18 protein-coding genes and 1 pseudogene are annotated in these 17,647 nt (G+C 61.8%); 5 read left to right on the forward strand and 14 right to left on the reverse strand.

The genetic code is table 11. The features are described from left to right. The 7 genes from M5G17_RS07220 to M5G17_RS07250 all read right to left on the reverse strand — a co-directional run bounded on the left by M5G17_RS07220 (position 1) and on the right by M5G17_RS07250 (position 7,158). Complete coding sequence (locus tag M5G17_RS07220) at positions 1-366, reverse strand: Na+/H+ antiporter subunit G (RefSeq protein WP_273892293.1); 366 nt, start codon at positions 364-366, stop codon at positions 1-3. After that, the gene (locus M5G17_RS07225) at positions 363-641 is read right to left on the reverse strand and encodes a K+/H+ antiporter subunit F (RefSeq protein ID WP_130263987.1); all 279 of its coding nucleotides are present in this window, start codon (positions 639-641) and stop codon (positions 363-365) included. The genes M5G17_RS07220 and M5G17_RS07225 overlap by 4 nt, the downstream gene beginning before the upstream one ends. Then, complete coding sequence (locus M5G17_RS07230; protein ID WP_273892294.1) at positions 638-1,126, reverse strand: Na+/H+ antiporter subunit E; 489 nt, start codon at positions 1,124-1,126, stop codon at positions 638-640. The genes M5G17_RS07225 and M5G17_RS07230 overlap by 4 nt, the downstream gene beginning before the upstream one ends. Further along, positions 1,123-2,808: a monovalent cation/H+ antiporter subunit D gene (locus M5G17_RS07235; RefSeq protein ID WP_273892295.1), complete on the reverse strand. Its 1,686-nt coding sequence runs from the start codon at positions 2,806-2,808 to the stop codon at positions 1,123-1,125. Before M5G17_RS07235 ends, M5G17_RS07230 begins: the two co-directional genes overlap by 4 nt. Continuing rightward, positions 2,805-3,149: a Na+/H+ antiporter subunit C gene (locus M5G17_RS07240; protein WP_130263990.1), complete on the reverse strand. Its 345-nt coding sequence runs from the start codon at positions 3,147-3,149 to the stop codon at positions 2,805-2,807. Before M5G17_RS07240 ends, M5G17_RS07235 begins: the two co-directional genes overlap by 4 nt. Further along, on the reverse strand, positions 3,149-6,064 hold the full coding sequence (locus M5G17_RS07245) for a monovalent cation/H+ antiporter subunit A (protein ID WP_273892296.1): 2,916 nt from the start codon (positions 6,062-6,064) through the stop codon (positions 3,149-3,151). The genes M5G17_RS07240 and M5G17_RS07245 overlap by 1 nt, the downstream gene beginning before the upstream one ends. A 149-nt stretch (positions 6,065-6,213) precedes the next feature. Continuing rightward, on the reverse strand, positions 6,214-7,158 hold the full coding sequence (locus M5G17_RS07250; RefSeq protein WP_273892297.1) for a DMT family transporter: 945 nt from the start codon (positions 7,156-7,158) through the stop codon (positions 6,214-6,216). 84 nt (positions 7,159-7,242) lie between these two features. Between M5G17_RS07250 and M5G17_RS07255 the strand changes: the two genes are divergently transcribed. Further along, positions 7,243-7,806 (forward strand): helix-turn-helix domain-containing protein, encoded by a 564-nt coding sequence (locus M5G17_RS07255; protein ID WP_273892298.1) that lies wholly within the window; start codon positions 7,243-7,245, stop codon positions 7,804-7,806. A 21-nt stretch (positions 7,807-7,827) separates the two neighbouring features. Here the strand turns inward: M5G17_RS07255 and M5G17_RS07260 are convergent, their stop codons facing one another. Then, positions 7,828-8,385 (reverse strand): cysteine hydrolase family protein, encoded by a 558-nt coding sequence (locus M5G17_RS07260; RefSeq protein WP_273892299.1) that lies wholly within the window; start codon positions 8,383-8,385, stop codon positions 7,828-7,830. A 107-nt stretch (positions 8,386-8,492) separates the two neighbouring features. Here M5G17_RS07260 and M5G17_RS07265 point away from each other — a divergent pair, with 107 nt between their 5' ends. Beyond that, positions 8,493-9,473 (forward strand): GlxA family transcriptional regulator, encoded by a 981-nt coding sequence (locus M5G17_RS07265; protein WP_337993366.1) that lies wholly within the window; start codon positions 8,493-8,495, stop codon positions 9,471-9,473. Positions 9,474-9,749: 276 nt separating this feature from the next. Here M5G17_RS07265 and soxR read toward each other — a convergent pair whose 3' ends face one another. Continuing rightward, positions 9,750-10,214 (reverse strand): redox-sensitive transcriptional activator SoxR, encoded by a 465-nt coding sequence (gene soxR / locus M5G17_RS07270; RefSeq protein ID WP_273892300.1) that lies wholly within the window; start codon positions 10,212-10,214, stop codon positions 9,750-9,752. A gap of 89 nt (positions 10,215-10,303) precedes the next feature. Here soxR and M5G17_RS07275 point away from each other — a divergent pair. Continuing rightward, positions 10,304-10,694: pseudogene (locus M5G17_RS07275) on the forward strand (antibiotic biosynthesis monooxygenase family protein). Here M5G17_RS07275 and M5G17_RS07280 read toward each other — a convergent pair. After that, positions 10,664-11,434: an alpha/beta hydrolase family protein gene (locus tag M5G17_RS07280; protein WP_273892302.1), complete on the reverse strand. Its 771-nt coding sequence runs from the start codon at positions 11,432-11,434 to the stop codon at positions 10,664-10,666. The pseudogene M5G17_RS07275 and the gene M5G17_RS07280 overlap by 31 nt on opposite strands. Then, positions 11,421-12,530 carry a DUF3182 family protein gene (locus M5G17_RS07285; RefSeq protein WP_420793394.1) on the reverse strand — a complete coding sequence of 370 codons (1,110 nt, stop codon included), beginning with the start codon at positions 12,528-12,530 and terminating at the stop codon, positions 11,421-11,423. Before M5G17_RS07285 ends, M5G17_RS07280 begins: the two co-directional genes overlap by 14 nt. Before the next feature lie 277 nt (positions 12,531-12,807). On the opposite strand from M5G17_RS07285, the gene M5G17_RS07290 reads away from it, so the two are divergent. Together M5G17_RS07290 and M5G17_RS07295 are read left to right on the forward strand one after the other, a co-directional pair. Continuing rightward, the gene (locus M5G17_RS07290; RefSeq protein WP_273892303.1) at positions 12,808-13,968 is read left to right on the forward strand and encodes a cysteine desulfurase family protein; all 1,161 of its coding nucleotides are present in this window, start codon (positions 12,808-12,810) and stop codon (positions 13,966-13,968) included. 56 nt (positions 13,969-14,024) lie between these two features. Beyond that, positions 14,025-15,836 (forward strand): aminopeptidase P family protein, encoded by a 1,812-nt coding sequence (locus M5G17_RS07295; RefSeq protein ID WP_273892304.1) that lies wholly within the window; start codon positions 14,025-14,027, stop codon positions 15,834-15,836. 60 nt (positions 15,837-15,896) lie between these two features. Here the strand turns inward: M5G17_RS07295 and M5G17_RS07300 are convergent, their stop codons facing one another. The 3 genes from M5G17_RS07300 to M5G17_RS07310 form a co-directional block, all read right to left on the reverse strand. Beyond that, positions 15,897-16,178 (reverse strand): hypothetical protein, encoded by a 282-nt coding sequence (locus tag M5G17_RS07300; protein WP_273892305.1) that lies wholly within the window; start codon positions 16,176-16,178, stop codon positions 15,897-15,899. Positions 16,179-16,362: 184 nt separating this feature from the next. Continuing rightward, entirely contained in the window at positions 16,363-17,250 is an 888-nt protein-coding gene (gene rhtA / locus M5G17_RS07305; protein ID WP_273892307.1) for a threonine/homoserine exporter RhtA, read from the reverse strand. 204 nt (positions 17,251-17,454) lie between these two features. Next, the coding region (locus M5G17_RS07310) for a hypothetical protein (RefSeq protein ID WP_273892308.1) at positions 17,455-17,647 on the reverse strand (193 nt) is incomplete at its 5' end.

Below are 17,647 nucleotides of genomic sequence, written 5' to 3' on the forward strand. Positions count from 1 at the left end.
TCAGTTTCCGCGATCACGCCCGCTGCTGATTTCTTCAGGTACCTGGTCACCGGCCATGCGCTTGCGAAACAACGCCGCCCGTGCCAGCAGCAAGGTGGTGACCGGCACGGTGATCGCCAGCAGCACTGGAATCAGCCAGGCATGCAGCACCGGCGTTTGCTTGAGCATGGAAAAGTACAGGATCGAGGCCAGGGCCACGCACCAGGCGCCCAGGGTCGAAGCCAGTGCCGGCGGGTGCATGCGCTGAAAGAAGTCTTTCAGGCGAATCAGGCCGACAGCGCCGCTCAGGGCAAACAAGCTGCTCAGCAATAATAGGCTGGCGACCAGGACTTCTACCCAGAACGGCAATTCATTGGCATTGATCATTCGATCACCTCGCCACGCAAGAGGAATTTGGCCAGGGCGAAGGAGCCGACAAAGCCGAACAGGGCGATCAGCAGGGCGCCTTCGAAATAGGTGTCACTGGCATAGCGGATACCCAGCACCAGCATCATCAGCATGGCCAGGATGTACAGGTAATCCAGCGCCAGTACCCGGTCCTGTGCCGAGGGACCACGAAACAGTCGCACCAGGGTCAGGGCCATGGCCAGGGAGAAGATGAACAGGCTGGCGAGAATGGCGTTGGCAAGCAGGCCAGTCATTCGAAGATCTCCATCAGCGGGCGTTCGTAGGTGTGCTTGAAATGTTCGATGAACTGCGCCTCGTCACCCAGATCGAAAACATGCAGCAAGAGCACACTGCGGTCCAGTGCCAGTTCCGACCAGATGGTCCCGGGGACCACCGTGGTGATCATCGACAAGGCCGCCAGGCCGTGAGCGTCGCGCAGGTCCAGGGGGATGTGGACGAAGCGTGAGCGCGGTGGGCGCCGCTTGGCTGTCCATACGGCACGGGCAACCTGTAGGTTGGACACCAGCACGTCGACGCCAACCCGCAGGATCAGGCGCACGATGGTGCCGGGGCGGCGGATGCGCACTGGCAGCGGCCGCAATGGCGCCATCAGCAGCGGCGCAATGAAGCCCAGCAGGGCACCCAGCAGCAGATTGCCGGGGCTGAGCGACAGGTTCAGCACCAGCCACAACAGCCACAACGAAAATGACAGCAGCGGAGCAGGGAACAGGCGCTTCATGGCTGCACCCCGGCGCTGGCGGCCAGGCTGGTGGGGCCCGGAATCGGTCGGGTACCGAACACGGCATTCACGTACTGCTCCGGGTCCTGCAGGGCTGCGGCGGTATCCTGGGTATAGCGCAGCAAGGGTTCGGCGCGCAGGCTGAGCAGTACGCACAAGCCCAGCAGCAGCACGATCGGTATGCATTCGTAACGGCGCAGCAGTGGCGACGGGCGTTCTTGTGGCGTCCAGAAGCGCTGGATGCCGACACGGGTCAGGGCAATCAGTGAGGCCATGCCCGAGAGCACCAGCAAGGCCACCAGCATCCAGCCAGCGACACTCAGCGGTTGCTCCGGCGCTACACCCAGGCCCTGCGGATTGAACAGTGCACTGATCAGGCTGAGCTTGCCGATGAAGCCCGACAGCGGTGGCATGCCAATGATCAGCAAGGCGCAGGCAATGAAGCTCAAGCCCAGGAAGGCCATGGTCCAGGGAATCACCTGGCCGATCACCGCCTTCTGTTCATCATCCAGGTTGATGCCTTTGGGTGGATGCAGCGACTCCACCGGCGAGGGCAGGCCCTCACCGTCATCGTCCAGCGGGATATCGTTGGCCGAGCGTGAGCGTTCGATCAGTTCAGCAAGCAGGAACAACGCACACAGCGCCAGGGTCGAGCTGACCAGATAAAACAGCGCCGCTGCGGTCAGGGCCGCCTGGCCGAAGCCGATGGCCGCAAGCAAGGTGCCGGCTGAAACCAGGATGCTCAGGCTGGCCATGCGCTCCAGGCGCTGGGCTGCCAGGATCGAGACCGCCGCGCAACCCAGGGTGGCCAGGCCGCCATAGATCAACCAGTCGCCGCCAAAGTACGCCGAGGCACCGGCCTGGCCGGAGAACAGCAAGGTCCATAGGCGCAGCACGGTATAGAAGCCGACTTTGGTCATGATCGCGAACAGCGCAGCCACCGGCGCACTGGCCGAGGAGTATGCCGGTACCAGCCAGAAGTTCAACGGCCAGATCCCGGCCTTGGCCAAAAACGCTGTAGCCAGGATCGCCGCACCGGCATGCAGCAGGCCGCGGTCGGCCTCTGGCACCAGCGGGATCTTCACGGCCAGGTCCGCCATGTTCAGAGTGCCGGTGACGCCGTAGAGCATCGCCGCGCCAATCAGGAACAACGACGAGGCCAGCAGGTTGATGGCGATGTAGTGCAGCCCGGCCTTGACCCGAGCGCGGCCTGAACCATGCAGGATCAGGCCGTAGGAGGCGGCCAGCAAGACCTCGAAGAACACGAACAGATTGAACAGGTCGGCGGTGAGGAACGCCCCATACAGGCCCATCAGCTGGATTTGGAACAAAGCGTGGAAACTGGCGCCGGCGCCGTCCCAGCGGGCCATGGCAAACACCAGGGCGCTGACCCCGACGATGCCGGTCAGTACCAGCATCAGGGCCGAAAGGCGGTCTACCACCAGGACGATACCGAAGGGTGCCGGCCAGTTGCCGGGCAGGTACACGCCGATTGAGCTGGCTTGCCCCTGGCCCTGTACCCATAGCAGCAGGGTAATAGAGATGCCCAGCCCAACCAGGCTGGAAATCAGGTTGAGGCGGGCCTTGAGGGGGCGGCGTTTTTCCCCGAGCAGCAGCATCAGCGCCGCCGTCAGCAGTGGCAGCAGAATGGGTGCGACGATCAATTGGTTCATCGCATTCATTCGTTAGGCTCCCGGCCATCGACATGGTCGGTCCCGGTCAGGCCGCGAGAGGCCAGCAGTACTACCAGGAACAGTGCGGTCATGGCGAAGCTGATGACGATCGCGGTGAGCACCAGCGCCTGTGGCAGCGGGTCGGTGTAGTGGAGCAGGTCCTGGGGCACGCCGTCCTTGATGCTCGGTTCCTTGCCGATGAACAGGCTGCCCATGCTGAAGATGAACAGGTTGACCCCGTACGACAGCAGGCACAGGCCCATCACCACCTGGAAGGTGCGTGGCCGCAGGATCAGCCAGACCCCCGAGGCGGCGAGCACACCAATGGCAATTGCAATGACTTCTTCCATCAGGCGGCTCCTGCTTGGGTGGGTTTGTGTTGGCCGCCCGGGCGGTGACCACGCACCGACTGGTGCGCCAGCGCGGTGAGGATCAGCAGGGTCGAGCCGACCACCACGGTAAACACGCCGATGTCGAAGAACAGCGCACTGGCCAGGTGGGTGTCACCCAGCAATGGCAGGTGCAGATGCGCGGTATGGGTGGTGAGGAACGGGTAGCCGAGCAGCATGGCCCCGACCCCGGTGAGGGTCGCGCAGAGCAGGCCGGTGCCCATCCAGCGCAGCGGCCGCAGGCTCATCTGCGCCTCGACCCACTGGGTGCCGGCCACCATGTACTGAAGGATGAACGCCACCGACATCACCAGGCCGGCCACGAAGCCGCCACCGGGCTGGTTGTGACCACGCATGAACAGGTACATCGAGATCACCAGGGCAATCGGCAGCAGCAGTCGCACCAGGGCAGCCGGCACCATCATGAAGCCCAGCGCAGTGTCGGCGGCGTGGCGCGGGTTGACCAGGTCGGTGACCACGTCCGGGGCCAGCAGCCGTTGCTGGGCCGGCAGTTGCATGCTCTCCTTGGGCGGGCGGAAGCGCCGCAGCAGGGCGAATACCGCCAGGGCCACGGCCACCAGCACGGTGATCTCGCCGAGGGTGTCAAAACCCCGAAAGTCCACCAGCATCACGTTGACCACGTTGCTACCGCCGCCTTGGGGCAGGGCGCGGCTCAGGTAGAACGAGGAAATGTCGTTGGGCGTCGGGCGGGTCAGCATGGCATAGGACAGCAACGCCATGCCGCCGCCCACGCCTACCGCGAGTAGCAGGTCGCGCAAGCGGCGCAGGCGTGCGCGCTCCTGGGTGCCTGGTAGCGGCGAGACGCCTTCGATTCGCCGTGGCAGCCAGCGCAGGCCGAGCAGGATCAGCACCGTGGTGACCACTTCGACCACCAGTTGGGTCAGGGCCAGGTCCGGGGCCGAGAACCAGACGAAGGTGATGCAGGTCATCAGGCCGCAGACACTGACCATGGTCAGGGCCGCCAGGCGGTGGTACTTGGCCTGCCAGGCCGCGCCCAGGGCGCAGGCAATGGCGATCAGCCAGAGCATGACAAATACCCCGGAACCCGGGATCTTCGGCCTGTCGCCCCAGCTCAGGCCGCTGTGCAGCATCGGCAGCAAGCCGGCCAGCAGGGCAATCAGTACCAGCATGAACAGCTGTTTCTGCAGGCGACGGGTGGTGAACACCCGCTCGAAACGTCGGGCGATACGCATGATCAGCACCTGGCCATGCTCAAACAGACGTTTGCCGTTGAAGCGCTCGATCAGCGGTGGTGCGGGGAAGCGCCCACGCTTGAACTGGTTGCGCAGCAGCAGGTAGAGCACGATACCGCCGCTCATGGCGATCAGACTCATGATCAGCGGGGCGTTCCAGCCATGCCAGATGGCCAGGCTGTACTCGGGCAGCGTGCCGCCGACGACCGGCAAGGCGGCGGCGGCCAGTAGCGGGCCGACCGACTGTGCCGGGAAGATGCCGACCACGAGGCAAGTCATCACCAGCAATTCGACTGGTGCACGCATCCAGCGAGGCGGCTCGTGGGGCGTATGCGGCAGGTCGCTGGCCGCAGGGCCGAAGAACACGTCGACGGTAAAGCGCAAGGCATAGGCCACGCTGAAGGTGCCGGCGAGGGTGGCAATCACCGGCAGGGCTACTTCGACCCAGGCGGTGGAATTGATGAACACGGTTTCGGCAAAGAACATCTCCTTGGACAGGAAACCGTTCATCAACGGCACCCCGGCCATCGAGGCGCTGGCCACCATGGCCAGGGTCGCAGTGAAGGGGATCAACCGGAACAAGCCGCTGAGGCGGCGAATGTCTCGGGTGCCGCTTTCGTGGTCGATGATGCCTGCGGCCATGAATAGCGATGCCTTGAAGGTCGCGTGGTTGAGGATGTGAAACACTGCTGCGACCGCCGCCAATGGGCTGTTCAGGCCGAGCAGCAGGGTAATCAGGCCCAGGTGGCTGATGGTCGAGTAGGCCAGCAGGCCCTTGAGGTCGTTCTGGAACATCGCCGCGAAGGCGCCCAGCACCAGGGTGGCGGCGCCGGCGCCGCTGACGATCCAGAACCATTCTTCAGTGCCGGAGAGCGAAGGCCACAGGCGCGCCAGGAGGAACACCCCAGCTTTGACCATGGTTGCCGAGTGCAGGTAAGCCGAGACAGGCGTAGGCGCCGCCATGGCATGGGGCAGCCAGAAGTGGAAGGGGAATTGCGCGCTTTTGCTCAGCGCGCCAAGCAGGATCAGGGGTAACAGGATGGGATACAGGGCATGGTTGCGAATCTGCTCGCCGGCAGCAAGGACCTTGTCCAGGTCGTAGCTGCCAACCACATGGCCGAGCAGCAGTACCCCCGCCAGCAGGCATAGCCCGCCTGCACCGGTGACCATCAGGGCCATGTAGGCACCACGCCGGGCGTCGGCGCGGTGGTGCCAGTAACCAATCAAGAGGAACGAGAACAGGCTGGTCAGCTCCCAGAAGAACACGATCTGGATCAGGTTGCCGGAAATCACCAGGCCGAGCATCGCGCCCATGAACGCCAGGAAGAAGGCAAAAAAGCGCGGTACCGGGTCTTGTGGGGACATGTAGTAGCGCGCGTACAGCGATACCAGAGTGCCGATGCCCAACACCAGCAAGGAGAACAGCCAGGCGAAACCGTCCATGCGCAGGACCAGATTCAGGCCCAGGCTCGGCAGCCAGAGGAATTCTTCACGGATCACGCCGCCATGGGCGATCTGCGGGTACATCAAGGCGACCTGGACGGTGCCCACTAGGGCGACCAGACCGGCCAGCAGCGATTCGCTGTTGCGTGCGTTGTGCGGCAAGACAGCCGCCAGGCAGCTGCCGACAAACGGCAGAAGCAGTAGCACTATCAAGGACATAGATTTCTAATCTGCAGGAGTTTGTAAGGGATCATACGTGGCGACTGGTGGATCACCAACCCGCAAGCTGTCGCAGAATCCTACAAGAGCGCTGTATCAATCCTTTTTTTTATAACAGTTTTTTTCAAAGGATAGCCTGCATTTGCAGATCAGAGGCCCGCTTCCCGTTCTTCGCTGGCGATCTCCCGGGGCTGCTCCTGGTCACGGCGGCGAATCTTTAGTTCACTGACCACCACGGCAATAACAATCAGCAGCCCTCCAAGCAAAGCCACCCCCGGCAGGCGTTCGCCGGCGATGCGCCCGACGATGCCGGCCCAGACCGGCTCACCGGCATAGATCAGGGTGGCGCGGGTCGGCGAAACCGATTGCTGCGCCCAGTTCATCGCCACCTGGATCACTGCGCTCATTGCCCCCAGGCCCACGGCGCTGAGCAGTAACAGCCAGGAGAAGTCCGGCAGACGTTCCTGGGTCGGCACCACCATCATGAATGATAACGCCGAGGCGGTAGCCAGTTGCACCACGGTCACCCGGCGCACGTCCACTTGGCCAGCGTAGCGGCTGATCAGGATGATTTCTGCGGCAATGGCCACGGCACTGATCAGGGTGGCGATCTCGCCGGGGCTGAACTGCAGGGAACCACCGCCAGGGCCAGCCAGCAGCATCAGCCCGGCAAACGCCAGGCCGATACCCAGGCTTGGCATCAAACCCGGGCGGCGGCCCAGCACCAGCCATTGCAGCAAGGGCACGAAGGGCACGTACAGCGCCGTGATGAACGCCGACTGGCTGCTGCTGATGGTTTGCAGGCCAGCGGTCTGCAGGCCGTAGCCGAGCATGATCGACACACCGATCAGCACCCCGGCCTTGAGTTCGGTGGCGGTCAGGCCGGACAGCGAGCGGGCCGAGACCAGACCGACGAACAGCGCTGCGGCGGCGAAGCGCAGACCGACGAAGAACATCGGGCCGCTGACCGTCATCACGTTATGCACCAGCAAAAACGTCCCGCCCCAGAGCATGGTGATAAACACCAGCACCAGTTCGGCCTTGCTCAGCCGGAAGGAAACGGAAGGGCGTTCAGCGGAGTTCGTCGGGGTCATGGCCTTGCACACGGATGAAGGTCGACGCACAATTGCGGCGAAAGTGGGCAGTATACTGCGCAACCCCTATTAATGAGCAATATAGTGCACAAAGATTCCAGTCAGCGCGCGTCCGTGCTGCAACATGTCAGCCAGAACATTCGCCGCCTGCGCCATGCCGCCGACTTGAGCCAGAGTGCCCTGGCGCAGAAGTCCGGGGTCAGCCGGCGCATGTTGGTGGCCATCGAAGCCGGTGAGAAGAATGTCAGCCTGACCACCCTCGACCTGATCGCCGAAGCCCTGCAAGTTGCCTTCAGCGACTTGATCAAAGCGCCAGACAACCGCGACCCGAGCCGGATCAACGAGCTGGCCTGGACCGGTGTGCATCCTGGCAGCAAGGCCGTGCTGCTGGCCAGCTCCGCCGCCAGCCGTGAAGTTGAGTTGTGGGAATGGCGCCTGGAGCCTGGTGAGGTCTATCCCTGCGAGCCCGATGCTGATGGTTGGAGCGAGCAGTTGTTCGTGTTCGAAGGTTGCCTGACCCTTGACGTCGAGGGGCAAAAGCACCTGCTCAATTCCGGCGAATTCTTCACCTTTGCCAGCAACCGCCGCTATACCTATCGCAATGACGGCGAGGTGGCGACCCGCTTTGTGCGCAATGTAGTGATCTGAGCACGCAGCGGGTCAGTGCACCTAGCGCGTGACGCTTGTCAGATAGTCCTCGGTGGAAATCACCTGGGCGTAAGCGAAGGCCAGGGCCGCCATAAAGGCTGCATGCACCTGCGCCGCCGGTACGGTGACACCGTTGAATTCCAGGGCACGGGTCGCGCAGGCGTCGTGAATCACTGTTACGCCATAACCATAATCGGCAGCCGCGCGGCTGACCGCATCGATGCACATGTGGCTCATGCTGCCGATCACCGTGACGTGGCTGATTTTCCCGTCATCGAGCAATTGCTTGAGCCCGGTACCGAGAAAGGAATTGACCTTGTGCTTGAGCAACACCGGCTCACCTTTGCGGTTGGCCGCCTTGGGGTGAATCTGCGCGCCTTCCGAGCCCGGGGTGAAGAACGGCGCATCACTGGACTCGAACTCATGGCGCACATGCACCACCAGGTCTGCGCGGGCGCGGGCGGCCTCAAGGATGCTGGCGGCGTTGTCGGCTGCCGCATCGGCGCCGTCCAGGGGCCATTGGCCGCCGGGGAAGTAGTCGTTCTGGATGTCGATGACTATCAGTGCCTGCTTGCTCATGTCAAAAGCCTCATGTCAGGGAGTGGTTGTGGCGTGGTGATAGTTATAGGCTTGAGCGATGCGCTTGCGGATTGGCGCGAACGACAAATTGGCGGGAAAAACTGACAATGGCAACGGCGCAGGACACTCTGGAAATTGGCGTGCTGGTCTATCCCGGTGCGCAGTTGGCCGCCGTCCATGGCTTGACCGACCTGTTTGCGGTGGCCAACCGCCTGCGTTTGGAGCTGGGAGCGCTGGAGCGACCGCAATTGCGTGTCAGCCACTGGAGCGAGAGCACTGGTCAGCCATTGCAGGTAACCTTCGACACGCACCCTGGCGCGGAGCACCAGGTGCGAGCGATGATTGTTCCGCCAAGCCTGACCCAGGCCCCTGCGCCGGAATTACTCGAGCGCTATTGTGCCAACCTGCGCCAATGGCATGCTGACGGGGCGCTGCTGGTGTCGGTCTGCGTCGGAGTGTTCTTCATCGCTGCCAGCGGCCTGCTCGATGGCCGCCCGGCGACCACACACTGGAATTTCGCGCAATCACTGGTCGAGCGTTTTCCCCAGGTTCAGGTCGAAGCCAACCTGCCGCTACTCGATGATGGCGACATCATTACCTCAGCCGGGTTGATGGCCTGGACTGACCTGGGCTTGAGACTGGTCGAGCGCTATCTGGGTGAGACCCTGGCGGCGGAGACCGCGCGCTTTCTGGCGGTCGAGCGGGCCAGTGGTGGGCAACACCCAGGCAGCGTCTTCAGCCCGCGCCTGGATCATGGCGACGAGGCGGTGCTCAAGGTCCAGCATTGGTTGCAGGGCAGTGGTGCGCGAGAGGTTTCACTGGCCGTCATGGCTGCTTGCGCCGGCCTTGAACAACGCACCTTCCTGCGCCGTTTTCGCAGTGCTACCGGCCTCAAACCTACCGAATATTGCCAGCAGGTCAGGGTTGGCCGGGCGTGCCGAATGCTTGAGTTCACTAACCGCTCGATTGACCAGATTGCCTGGGGCGTCGGTTACCAGGACCCGGGCGCCTTTCGTAAAGTGTTCTTCAAAGTGACCGGGCTCGCCCCCAGCGATTACCGGCGACGCCTTGCGGGCGTTGCGAACTGATCCTGATTTGATCCGGTGTGGGCTGCGCGTTTGTCCGTTGCACATAAGACGGAGAATGCAGCTCTCACAGGCCATGGCACGTTGCAAAAAATGTGGGAGCCGGCGTTGCCGGCGATGCGCCGCGCGGGCGGCGCTCGATCTCAAGTGCGCCACAAGCCTTGCGGCATACGCCTGGCAGGCTTGACCTCATCTCAAGCCTTGCGCCTTTGCGTCATCACCCAATCGAGGGATGTGTAGATACCTATGCTTGCGCGGCCGGTGGTGGGAAAGCACCTTCTAGTCATCGCGCTCGGGTCCCGGCTCCAGCAATTGCGGCCCCGGGCCCTGTTCGCCGAGTTGGTCGTTACAGTTGCGTAGCGGGCAGCTTTGTAGCGACATGCAGCCGCAGCCGATGCAGCTGTCAAGCTGGTCACGCAGCACCATCAGCTTGTCGATACGCCGGCTCAGGTCCTGGCGCCATTGCTCCGATAGCCGCTGCCAGTCCTTCACGCTCGGTGCACGGCCTACCGGTAATGTCTGCAATGCGGCATGTATGGTTGCCAGGGGGATACCCAGACGCTGTGCCATCTTGATCACCGCGACCCGGCGCAGCGTATTGCGCGAGTAGCGCCGCTGGTTGCCGGCGCTGCGCGTGCTGTAAATCAGGCCCTTGCTTTCGTAAAAGTGCAGGGCGGTGACGGCGACGCCGCTGCGCGCCGACAACTGACCCACGCTGAGGACGCTCTGGGCTGACTCGGGCATGGCACAATTTTCTCTTGACCTCTAGTTAGCTCGAGGTTTTACCCTGCCTGCCATCGCACCGCAAGTGCAAAGGCAGAGGGAGCAAGTTCATGGGGGTTTTAGCCAATAGCCTGGGGTTTACCCAGATGATCGAATTCGAGGTCGCACCGGCGCGTCAACACGCCTTGGCTCAAGCCCTGGTAGCGCGCAGCGAGCAGTTGGCCGTACAGCATGGTGGTTTGGTCGCTGCCAGTGTTCAGGCCAGCGACGATGGCAGCCGGGTCCTGCAATACCTGCAATGGCAATCGCGGGCGGCCTGGGAAGCGGCGGTCAGCAGCTTTGAGCAGGAACCTTTCCTGCAGCTGATTCGTGAGCACCAGGCCAGGGGCGTTAATTTCAATGCCTTCCAGACCCTCAGCAGCCTGGCACGCACTGCCGAACACGGGCTGCATTGCCAACTGCCGATGGCCTCAGGAATACCAGGGTGAATGGTGCGGGTAGCGATCAAGCCGCGCGCCAATGACCATTTCACTGATCCAGGCACCGAGTATCGAACTGTAGGCTTTCTGGCTACGGTCGGTGGACAGGGCGTGGTCAGCACCGTCGAGGATTCTGTGGGTCAGCGAATGGGCGCTGACGAAAGCCGAGCGGTAACTCATCAGGGTGCTGTGTGGTACATAGTTGTCTTGTTCTGACTCGACTAGCAGCACGTCCCCGGCAAATTCGGCGCAGGCGCCCAGGGCGCGGTTGTCGCCGGGGCCTAGCTGGCGCTGACGGTAGTCGCCTAGGCGTTGACGGTCTAGAGCCTGTTTGGGCAGGCTCCATTCGTCATCCCAGTAAAGCGCCGGGACGCGCAATGCCAGCCATTTGATTGGCCGCAATGCCGTCAACAGGGCCGCCAGGTAACCGCCATAGCTGCTACCGATCAGGGCGATGGCGCTGGTATCGACTGCCGGGTGGCTGACCAGCCGATCATAGGCGGCAATCAGGTCGGCCAGGTTCTGCTCGCGGGTCACGCTCAGACGCTGGCTTTGGGTTTTCTCGTGGCCGCGCAGGTCAAAGGTCATGCACACACAACCCAGGCCAGTGATCTGCTTGGCCCTGGCCAGGTCGCGCTGCTGGCTGCCGCCCCAACCGTGGACAAAGAGGATCCCGGGAACCTTGGCGCCGGGGCTGACGATGGTCCCGGCGATGGTTTGGCCATCTACCTGGATCTCGATCGGTTCGCTATGGATGGTCATAGTCGCGGATCCGTGCGTATTTGCAGACGCGTCCGAGTTCGCTGTCGTCCCCCTGATAAAAAACCGTAGCATCGGCCGGCAACGGCGGCGCATCGAAGGCCTCATGAGTAGAGGCGCGCACGCGGTTGAGCGCAGGGTCCGCGGCAAATGCCTGCAGCGCCAGAACCTCGGCACTGCTGGCGCCACCGACGCGCCAGGATTGTTCGAGCACACCACTGCGTATCTTGCCTTGGCTGTTCAGACCGCGCGCTACGTCATAGTTGCGCCGTGAGGCAATAAAGCCTGGAAAGGCCTGCAGTGCCGCTTGCTCGTAAGTCCTGGCCTGGGTGATGGCCAGGCGCAGGTGATCTTCCAGTTCCAGTTGCAGCAGGGCGTCATAGTCCCCGCGTACCAGCACCAGATCGGAACCCCCGTAGATTTCCTCGCCCTGGTGGTCGTGGGTCAGTTGCTGGGTGCCGTAATAGCTGCAGAGAATCCCGGCTACCAGAGCCTGGCCGACGCTGAAGGTCTGCACCTGGCTGAGGTTTTCCTCCAGGGTCAAGCCGCAGAGGGCGATCTCCTGTTCATCCATGCCCTCAAGCGCCTGCTCCAGCGCTTTCATGCTGGTGATCACCCTTTGCCCGCGGCCGGCGGTAGCACGCACGGGCTTGAACCGTAGCGGACCCTCGCGCAGTAGTAGTTGCGCTGCGCGAACCGCATCGCTCAGGCTGAAAACGCTGTAGCCACGCAGCAGCGCATCCTGGGCCAGGCGGGCAAAGTCATCGGTCCAGCCCAGCGGAAAGCGTGCATCGGTCAGTAGCGGGTGAGAGATTGCTTTGGTCGCCATGTAGGGCTGGCTGACCAGGCCGCCAAACAGGTCCGTCGCTGCGGCAATGCCCATGTCCCGATAGTGTTCGGTGCCAATCAGGGTTTCAGTGGGCAGGTAGTAGAAGTTTTCCCTGGCTGTCGGTGGTTTGCCGGGCTCTACCACTTCGGTGTCAAACAGTTGCGCCAGTCGTTCGGCAAGCTTCAGGTGTACGCTGTGTTCATGCTCGGGGGTGCGCTGACGGGTATCCAGCAAGACCACGCCTTGCTTGCGGTCGGTCGATCGGAGCATGGGCAGATCCTCGAGGTGATTCAGGGGGGGGCTTTCCCTGGCTTTGCTTCCCTGTGTCATTGCGATTTCTTCCGTGCAGGGCTGTACTGATTGTGAAGTCCAGAAACTACAGAAGTTCAGCGAGGTAGTTGAGGAATGTACTTTTGGTTATATAAATATGCAAATCAATAATTTACAGTTCTATGAAAGGTTGATGCACTATGCCTTGTGAATTTGCCTACATAGATTCAGGAAGCGCCTGCTTCAAAGGGCGACGACAACCAGAGAGCCTGCTGTCATGAATACCCTACCGTTGTACTTCGACTACGCCGCCACGACACCAGTCGACGAGCGAGTCATCCAGGCCATGGTCACGTGTCTGGGCGCCTCGGGCAATTTCGGCAACCCGGCTTCCAGCTCCCATTGCTATGGGCGCAGTGCCCGTGAGGCTGTGGAGCATGCACGGGAGCAGGTCGCCGGGCTGGTGGGTGCCCAGGCCGAGCAGATCATCTGGACTTCCGGCGCCACTGAATCGAACAACCTGGCGCTCAAGGGGATCGCCCAGGGGCGCCAGGGTGGTCACATCATCAGCAGCCAGCTCGAGCACAAGGCAGTGCTCGATACGTTGCACCAGCTGGAGCGGGACGGGTTTAGCCTGACCTTGCTTGCGCCTGACGAGCAGGGCTTGATCAGCGCCGAGGCGCTGCGTGGTGCCCTGCGCGAAGATACCTTTCTGGTTTCAGTCATGCTGGTGAACAACGAACTGGGGACCGTCAACGACATCCCGGTGTTGGCCGAGGTGGTTCGCAAGCACGGTGCGTTGCTGCACGTGGATGCGGCGCAGGGCGCGGGCAAGTTGCCGATTGACCTGGCTCGTTGGCAGGTCGATCTGATGTCTTTTTCCGCGCACAAGGTCTACGGGCCCAAAGGTATCGGTGCGCTGTATGTCGGTGAGCGTGCCAGGCCTTTGCTGCAGGCACAGATGCATGGCGGCGGGCATGAGGGCGGCCTGCGCTCCGGGACCCTGGCGACGCATCAGATCGTGGGCATGGGCGAGGCGTTTGCCCTGGCCCAGACACTGTTCGCAGAAGAGTCCGAGCGTATTCGCCACTTGCAGCAACGGCTCAAGGAACAATTGCTGGGCATACCTGGGATACAGCTCAATGGCAGTGCCGGGCAGCGCATTGCGCACACGCTGAGCTTGACCTTCCGAGGCGAGCATCCTGATTTGCAGCAGTTAGCGCACGCCCTGGCCTTCTCATCCACCTCGGCTTGCAACTCGGCAGCCAATGCTGCCTCCCACGTATTGCTGGCGCTTGGGCATGAGCCTCAGGCTGCGCGCCAGAGCATTCGCCTGAGTCTGGGGCGTTACACCCAGATGCAGGATATCGACCAGGCCGTGCGGGCGATAAAGGCCTCGTTACAGTCACAACCCTTCTGGGCAGTTGCCCGGGGCTGAAGCCTGCTCCATTATCTGCGTCAATAACAATGGATGCCGTGGTAGCAGGAGTCAGCATGAACACTCAGTCTTCAACGCAGGAAGCGGTGAATACGCGCTTGGCACGTATTCGGGAAGTAATGCAGCGCGAGGGTGTCGACGCCCTGTTGGTACCGTCGGCCGACCCGCATCTTTCCGAGTACCTACCCGGGTACTGGCAGGCCAGGCAATGGTTGTCAGGGTTCCACGGTTCGGTGGGCACCTTGATCGTCACTGCCAGTTTTGCTGGCCTGTGGGCTGACAGCCGCTATTGGGAACAGGCGGAAAAGGAGCTGGCGGGTAGCACCATCGAACTGGTGAAGTTGCAGCCGGGCCAGCCCGGGCCGCTGGACTGGTTGGCCGAGCAGGCGCCTGAAGGTGGGGTGGTTGCGGTTGACGGGGCGGTGATGGCATTGGCCTCCGCACGCCAGCTGGGCGAGCGACTCAAGGCGCGCAGCATCCAGTTGCTCACCGAAAAAGACCTTCTGGCGCAGGTTTGGGATGACCGCCCGGCGCTGCCTGAGAATCCGGTCTACCAGCACTTGCCGCCCGAGGCCACGGTCAGTCGCGCCGAGAAGTTGGCCAGCCTGCGCCAGACTTTGCGCGAACGCGGCGCCGACTGGCATTTCATCGCTACCCTGGACGACATCGCCTGGCTGTTCAATCTGCGTGGTAGCGACGTTTCCTATAACCCGGTGTTTGTCTCCTTTGCTTTGATCAGTCAGGACCAGGCCATCCTGTTCGTCGCCCGGAGCAAGGTCGACGAGCATCTGCGCTATGTGTTGGAGGTCGACGGCATCACCTTGCGTGATTACGCAGAGGTTGCCCCGGCGCTAGCGGCAATCCCTGCCGGCGCGAGCCTGTTGCTAGACCCGGCCCGCGTCACCAGCGGCCTGTTGGCCAACACCGTCAACGGGGTTCGCCTGGTCGAGGGGTTGAATCCGACCACGCTGTCCAAGTCGCAGAAAAGCACGGCCGACCTGAATCATATTCGCAAGGTGATGGAGCAGGATGGCGCGGCACTGTGTGAATTCTTCGCCTGGTTCGAGGCGGCCCGCGAGCGTGGCGAGCCGATCACCGAACTGACGGTGGATGAGCAGCTCAGTGCAGCGCGTGCCCGTCGCCCCGGGTTCGTCTCCTTGAGCTTTTCAACCATTGCGGCCTTCAATGCCAATGGCGCCATGCCGCATTACCGCGCTACCGATGAGTCTCACGCACGAATTGAAGGTGATGGCCTGCTGCTGATCGATTCTGGTGGGCAGTATCTGGGCGGCACTACCGACATTACCCGGATGGTGCCGATCGGCAACCCTACTATTGAACAAAAGCGCGACTGCACCCGCGTGCTCAAGGGGGTCATCGCGTTGTCCCGGGCGCGATTCCCGCGGGGCATCCTGTCGCCACTGCTCGATGCTATTGCCCGGGCGCCTATCTGGGCTGAGCAAGTCGACTACGGGCATGGCACCGGGCATGGCGTCGGTTACTTCATGAATGTGCATGAGGGGCCGCAGGTCATCGCTTATCAGGCGGTCGCCGCCGCACAAACTGCCATGCAGGCAGGCATGATTACCTCAATTGAGCCAGGTACCTACCGCCCGGGTGAGTGGGGTGTGCGTATCGAGAATCTGGTGTTCAATCGCGAGGTGGGCAAGAGTGCGTTTGGCGACTTCCTCGAGTTTGAAACCCTGACGTTGTGCCCGATCGATACCCGTTGCCTGCTGGCGGAGCGTCTGACTATTGAGGAGCGTGACTGGCTTAATGGCTACCATGCCCAAGTGCGCGAGCGCCTGGCGCCATTGCTCGAAGGCGAGGCCTTGGAGTGGCTGCAGCGGCGTGCTGCGGCAATTTGATTGCAGCGGCATGACACAAAAAAGGGCAGTCAATGAGCTGCCCTTTTTACTGGAAGGTGCTTACTTGCAGAGCACAATCATGCTGCGGCTGGTATAGCCGGCCGGATTGAGGCCAAAGGGATAGTCTCCGGGTTCGGAGTCGTCGTCACCTGAGCGGGCAATCACCTTGTAACCTTTACTGCCACAGGAGGCGGTGGCCTTGGTGTAGCACTTCTCCCAGGATGAAGACAGGCCGGAACAATTGATATGCAGGCCTTTCTTGCCTCGTTTGACTTCGGTCTTCGCCGTCGCCGCACATCCCGCGACAGCCAATATGGCTAGGATGAGCAAAATTCGTTTCATTCCTGTCCTTAATGCTTACCGGGTCTGGCGCCCGTGTCTAATTTCCTGTCCGTCGTCCTGCGGTTTGTTCGCGTCCTTGCCTGGTCAATTAGATATCTACAAGATTGACGTTGAGTTACAGCTTAAAGATGGCGGCTGCCCGGCACAATGACCAGTGTCTATTTAAATGCAAATATTTCTCAAATCAGTCGGCGGCGACCAGCGGTGGGCTTTCCTTGCGCAGCGACAAGGTGGCACCGACCGAAGCGGTGATGATTGCGGCGATTGCCAGCCATTGCACAGCGCTCAGCACTTCACCGAGGAACAGCAGGCCGGAGAGTGCACCAAAGGCAGGCTCGATACTCATCAGGGTGCCGAAGGTGCGTGTCGGCATGCGTGTGAGTGCAACCATTTCCAGGCTGTAGGGCAGGGCCGTGGACAGTATCGCTACACCCAGGGCGATCGGCAGCAGGGCGGGGGTCAGCAACGCGCTGCCGGCATGAGCGATGCCGAAGGGCGCGACGAACAGCGCGGCGATCATCACGCCCAGGGCAGCGGTCTGGATACCGTTCTCAGCGCCGGCTTTCTGCCCATATAGAATGTACAGCGCCCAACACACTCCGGCTCCCAGCGCGTAGCCTGCGCCGACCAGGTCAATACCAGCGTTGGTCTGGCCGATCGGAATCAACAGCAGCAAGCCAATGACCGCCAGGCCGATCCAGAGAAAATCCACGGCCCGTCGCGAGGCATACAGGGCTACGGCCAAGGGGCCGGTGAATTCCAGTGCCACGGCGATCCCCAAGGGTACGGTACGCAGTGACATATAGAAGAGGAAGTTCATTCCGCCCAAGGCCATGCCGTAGATGATCACGGTGCGCAGGGTGTTGGCGCTGAGCTTGGCACGCCAGGGGCGCAGCAGCAGGAGCATGATGATGCTGGCGAAGATCAAGCGCAGGGTGGTGGTGCCCTGGGCCCCCACGATCGGGAACATGCTCTTGGCCAGGGAGGCGCCGGACTGGATCGAGGCCATGGCGATCAGCAGCAAGCCGATAGGGAAGAGCGTGGCGGCCAGGCTGCGGGGTTGGCTGTTCATTGCGAAGGGGCGTTCCTTATATAAGAAGAGGCGTGGGGCATTATGATGCGCAAAGGTCAAAAGATGAGCAATATACTGCGCATTATTCTTTTGTTCGGGTTTTCCTGAGTTACGCCTTGACGCTCGATTTAATCTCTCTATAATTCGCACCTCTTCCGGCGCAGTCGGAACTAAAAACTCCTTGAGTTTCAAAGAGTTAGCGGTTCATGATGGTGTTGGAAGGGCTTCGATCGAAAGATCGCTAGCGGTGAAAAAGGCGGTTGACAGCGGATTGAAACGCTGTAGAATTCGCCTCCCGCTAACGAGAGATCGCAGCGAGTCAAGCAGTTGAATTTGAACGAAAAACTTCAAAATAAACGCTTGACAGGCCCTGAGGGAAGCGTAGAATGCGCGCCTC

Source organism: Pseudomonas rubra (assembly GCF_028656935.1).
Taxonomy (GTDB): Bacteria; Pseudomonadota; Gammaproteobacteria; order Pseudomonadales; family Pseudomonadaceae; genus Aquipseudomonas; species Aquipseudomonas rubra.